This is a genomic window from Algoriphagus litoralis, assembly GCF_003259255.1.
Classification (GTDB): domain Bacteria; phylum Bacteroidota; class Bacteroidia; order Cytophagales; family Cyclobacteriaceae; genus Algoriphagus; species Algoriphagus litoralis.
Map to the genome: position 1 here is coordinate 1 of NZ_QGOL01000010.1, position 5,092 is coordinate 5,092.

The 5,092-nt window shown below is 41.6% G+C and carries 5 protein-coding genes; 4 read left to right on the plus strand and 1 reads right to left on the minus strand.

The genetic code is table 11. The annotated features are described in order from the left end of the window. Positions 1-361 precede the first annotated feature (361 nt). The 4 genes from thrS to rplT all read left to right on the plus strand — a co-directional run bounded on the left by thrS (position 362) and on the right by rplT (position 3,618). On the plus strand, positions 362-2,311 hold the full coding sequence (gene thrS, locus DK188_RS12970; protein ID WP_111671265.1) for a threonine--tRNA ligase: 1,950 nt from the start codon (positions 362-364) through the stop codon (positions 2,309-2,311). An 84-nt stretch (positions 2,312-2,395) separates the two neighbouring features. Then, on the plus strand, positions 2,396-2,947 hold the full coding sequence (infC, locus tag DK188_RS12975; RefSeq protein ID WP_111671266.1) for a translation initiation factor IF-3: 552 nt from the start codon (positions 2,396-2,398) through the stop codon (positions 2,945-2,947). 25 nt (positions 2,948-2,972) lie between these two features. Beyond that, positions 2,973-3,167, plus strand: a complete 195-nt coding sequence (gene rpmI / locus DK188_RS12980) for a 50S ribosomal protein L35 (RefSeq protein ID WP_077350130.1) — start codon at positions 2,973-2,975, stop codon at positions 3,165-3,167. A gap of 106 nt (positions 3,168-3,273) precedes the next feature. Then, the gene (rplT, locus tag DK188_RS12985) at positions 3,274-3,618 is read left to right on the plus strand and encodes a 50S ribosomal protein L20 (RefSeq protein ID WP_111671267.1); all 345 of its coding nucleotides are present in this window, start codon (positions 3,274-3,276) and stop codon (positions 3,616-3,618) included. Positions 3,619-3,670: 52 nt separating this feature from the next. Here rplT and DK188_RS12990 read toward each other — a convergent pair. Then, positions 3,671-5,092, minus strand: a 1,422-nt coding sequence (locus DK188_RS12990; RefSeq protein ID WP_317046874.1) for an Nramp family divalent metal transporter, incomplete at its 5' end; no start/stop codon positions are given.

Consider the following 5,092-nt stretch of genomic DNA (forward strand, 5'->3'; position numbering starts at 1 on the left):
TTTTGATGCATTTATTCCTGTAAGAATTGGTTATCGATACCAAAAACCAGAAGGTGGATTCTTTTTTAGGGTTGGCTATACGCCAATTATTGACTTTCCGCCAAGAACAGGAGGAAATTGGTCTTTCAATCCATATCATGCAGGAGTAAGTTTTGGTAAGAGTTTTTGAGTTGGGTTAACTCTTTTTGAATCAATCAAAAAAACAGATTTTTTTATTTTCCTCATTCTTTTTAGCTGAAGGAGAAGAAATTAAATATCATTTCCATATTCCCTTCCGCTAAATTTTTCCTTTGCTAGCCGGTTGTGCATATTTGCAGCTTAAACCAATTGCCTGTTTGTATGGGCAAAAAAACAAAAACACATGTCACAACTCATTAAGATTACCCTTCCGGATGGCTCCGTGAAGGAGTTTGAAAAAGGAACAACCGGGCTACAGATTGCTGCAAGTATCAGCGAGGGTTTAGCACGAAATGTTCTCGCCGCCAAAGTCAATGGGCAAGTTTGGGATGCCACACGAGCAATCCAAGAAGACGCTAGCCTACAATTACTTACTTGGAATGATGGAGAAGGCAAAAACACCTTTTGGCATTCGTCTGCTCACTTGATGGCAGAAGCTTTGGAAGCGCTTTATCCAGGAATCAAATTTGGTATCGGTCCTCCGATCGAAACTGGATTCTATTACGATGTGGACTTTGGAGATCACAAGTTGGAAGGGGAGGAGCTGGAGAAAATCGAGCAGAAAATGATCGAACTTGCCCGTGAAAAAGCTGATTTCATTCGTAAAGAAGTTGGAAAAGCTGATGCCATCGCATTTTTCAAAGCGAAAGGCGATGAATACAAGCTTGACCTGTTGGAAGGATTGGAAGACGGTTCGATCACATTCTATGAGCAAGGCAACTTCACAGACCTTTGCCGAGGACCGCACATTCCAAATACCGGTTTTATCAAAGCCGTCAAGCTAACCAATATTGCCGGAGCGTATTGGAGAGGGGATGAGAAGCGCAAAATGCTGACCCGAATCTATGGCGTCACTTTTCCCAAAGCGAAAGAACTTCAGGAATATTTGACTTTGCTTGAAGAGGCGAAGAAGCGCGACCACCGCAAGATCGGTCGTGAATTGGAGCTTTTTACGTTCTCTGAGAAAGTAGGCATGGGCTTGCCGCTGTGGCTTCCAAAAGGAACCCTTTTGCGTGAGCGACTGATCAGCTTTATGAAAAAAGCTCAAGACAAGTCAGGGTATCAGCAGGTGACGACTCCGCATATTGGAAGTAAAGTGCTCTATGAGACTTCCGGTCACTATGAGAAATATGGGAAGGACTCCTTCCAACCTATAACAACTCCGCATGAAGGCGAGACTTTCTTGCTGAAGCCAATGAACTGTCCTCACCATTGTGAGATCTACAAGCATAAGCCAAGATCATATAAAGATCTGCCGATTCGTTACGCAGAGTTTGGAACTGTTTACCGCTACGAGCAAAGTGGAGAATTACACGGTTTGACCCGCGTTCGAGGTTTTACTCAGGATGATGCGCATATCTTCTGTCGACCTGATCAGGTGAAGGAAGAGTTCATCAAGGTGATCGACTTGGTGTTGTATGTGTTTAAAGCCTTGGGTTTTGAGGAGTACACTGCACAGATTTCTTTGAGAGATCCGGAGAAAAAAGAGAAGTATATCGGAACTGATGAAGCTTGGCAAAAAGCCGAATCGGCGATCATTGAAGCTGCCGCTGAGAAAGGTTTGGAAACAGTGACCGAACTAGGTGAAGCTGCATTCTATGGACCAAAGCTTGACTTCATGGTCAAAGATGCTTTGGGCAGAAAATGGCAGCTCGGAACAATCCAAGTGGATTACCAATTGCCAGAAAGATTCCAGTTGGAATACATCGGATCTGATAATCAAAAACACCGCCCTGTAATGATCCACAGAGCGCCTTTTGGTTCTTTGGAGCGCTTTGTTGCCGTATTGATCGAGCATTGTGCCGGGGATTTTCCGCTATGGCTAGCACCGGAACAAATTAATATTCTGCCTATTTCCGAAAAATATATTGGCTATGCTGAAGAACTAAAAAGCATTCTGGACGATTCAGGTATTACGGGAAGTATAGACAATCGTGACGAAAAGATTGGGAGAAAGATTCGTGATTCAGAAGTGAAAAAAGTGCCATTCATGCTCATAGTGGGTGAAAAAGAACAAGAAGAAGGAAAAGTTTCTGTTCGAAAACATGGGCAGGGGGACTTGGGAAGTTTTACTCCGGCAGAATTTATAGCTTATTTTCAGGGAATTATTTCTCAATCATTGAGCAAGGAGTAATCAGCTAATATTTTATTCTGCTTTTTAGAATTAGAAATAATTCCGATATTTGCAGTCAATTTCAATAAAAACAATCGAAAAAACTTGAGAGAAAGACAACCACCTAGAGGTCGACAAGAAGAACCATATAAGGTAAATCAAAAAATCAGAGCTCGCGAAGTAAGAGTAGTAGGAGATTTCGTCGAAGGAGGGAACGAAGTATTGCCACTTGAAAAGGCAATCAAACTAGCTTTGGATAATGAGCTGGATCTGGTTGAAATTTCGCCGACTACCAATCCACCTGTTTGTAAGATTTTGGATTATGCCAAATTCAAATATGAGCAGAAGAAAAAGCAGAAGGAAATCAAGGCCAATGCGGCAAAGGTTGTTTTGAAAGAAATCCGTTTCGGACCTAACACAGATGATCATGACTTCAACTTCAAACTGAAACATGCGATCAGCTTTCTAAAAGAAGGTGCCAAAGTGAAAGCTTATGTGCATTTCGTAGGAAGATCCATTGTTTTCAAAGAAAGAGGAGAGATGCTTCTGTTGAAATTTGCACAGGCTTTGGAAGACTACGGAGTAGTCGAACAAATGCCTAAACTCGAAGGTAAGCGAATGAATATCTTCATCGCTCCGAAACCGGGAAAAAAATAATTTCAACCAATTTAAATACAGCAAAATGCCAAAAGTAAAAACCAAATCAAGTGCAAAAAAGCGGTTTGCCTTAACGGGTACCGGTAAAATCAAAAGGAAACACGCTTTCAAAAGCCACATCCTGACAAAAAAATCTACCAAGCGTAAGCACAACTTGACCAAAACAGGTCTAGTACACGTGTCCGACGAAGGAAGAGTAAGAGACATGTTGAAGATCTGATCTTCCACAAAAACTCTTTAAAAATTAAGGTTAATTTATTCACCAGATGCTCTGGTAAAAAAGATCCCGGTAAATCGGGACACCAAGCGTCAAAAATCAAAACACTATGCCTAGATCAGTAAACGCGGTAGCGTCAAGAGCAAGAAGAAAAAAGGTACTAAAAGCCACTAGAGGTTACTTCGGAAGAGGTAAAAACGTGTGGACAGTAGCTAAAAACAAGTATGAGAAAGGTCTTCAGTACGCATACAGAGACCGTAAAGCAAAGAAAAGAGAATTCAGAGCTTTGTGGATTCAGCGTATCAATGCCGGTGCAAGAATGCACGGTATATCCTACTCTCAGTTGATGGGGCTGTTGAAAAAAGCTGAAATCGAACTTAACCGCAAGGTTTTGGCCGATTTGGCAATGAACCACCCAGAGGCATTCAAAGCTGTAGTTGAAAGAGTAAAATAAGGTCGGCACACCTTATTTTGCGGAAGCCTTCCTTCGGGAAGGCTTTTTTGTTTTAAAACAATTTGATAATCCCATACATAGAAATCAGCAAAATTGAACTGACACTCAACCAAAATAATACCTCAGACCACCAACCTGAGATAAAATCCAGCCTATTATTTTTAAACCTAAAATTGATAGCCCCAAAAACCACAATAAGCAAAAGGACAGAGCCAACAACCCCGCCTGAAAGTATCATAAACCCCGGCAACTTCACAAAGAGGAATGTGAGGATCCAAACTACAGGAAGTAACCAAGCCAATAGTTTCACCCATTTTTCTTTGCTTTTTTTGTCTCCCGATCTAATCCAGCCAAACTGTACAAAAATATCCGGGAAAAGTCTCGACCAGTAGGCAAGCGTCGCAAAAACACTGGAATACAAAGCGAAAAATGCACCGATGAGATAGCCAAACCTAGCGCCTGGACCTAGAGATTCGGTATAAATCGACGCAAGAGAATTGATCAATTCCATCCCATCTGGCAAAGTCTCTGAACCATGAAGTACCGCCGCGCCCAACAAATAAAATGCGGCAGTGACTAGAGTATATATCAACATGGCTAGAAATGCATCCAAGTACATGATTTTGATCCACCCTTGGGCACGCTTTTTCCATTCCACGGATCCATCATTTGTCCCTGTATAGGTAGCATAACCTTTTTCCTGACACCAATAGGTATAGGCTATGATTTCATCACTCGCAACACCAGTTATCCCAAAAGCTCCAATCGCTACGAATATGACTTCTGGTGGTAGTTCAAAGCGCAAACCTGAAAGAACATCAGACCCGGAAAATGCAAACGGAGTGAAGAAAATACCAATCAGTGAAACAATGGTGAATAGTGTAAAACAAAAAACCATCACTATTGAAGTCTTCTCAATTAAATAGTAGTAGTTTTTGAAAATCAGAAGGCTAAGACTTATTCCCAATAATATAATCCAGAAAGCGACCGGAATGGAAGGGGAAATGAGGTTTAGTACAATGGCAGCACCGCCAAGCATACCACCGAGTTGAAGGATTTTGAACAAGGTCAACAGAAAGGTGGAGCATACTGTCCAGTTTATTCCTGAAAACCTTGGACCAGGCAAATGATTAAATTCCAACATTAAAGGCTTGCCGGAGACAATTGCATTTTTTCCAAATTCCAATTGGATGGAAACTTTGATCAGGCAACTGAGGAGAATTACCCAAAAGGTAATAAATCCACCCTGAGCACCTAAAATTGTTGTTGCGATTAATTCTCCGGAGCCAACTATTGATGCAGAAAGAATAAATCCAGGACCTAGGAATCCAAATTTTTTAAAAATAGAGGTGGGTGGATTTTGGATTTGGCTCATCTTGTTGAAAGATAAGCCATAAATAGAAAAAGGCTTCCATTTCTGAAAGCCTTTGTAGTCCCGAAGTTTCGGGAGGAGATTTGAACTCCCGTCCGCCGC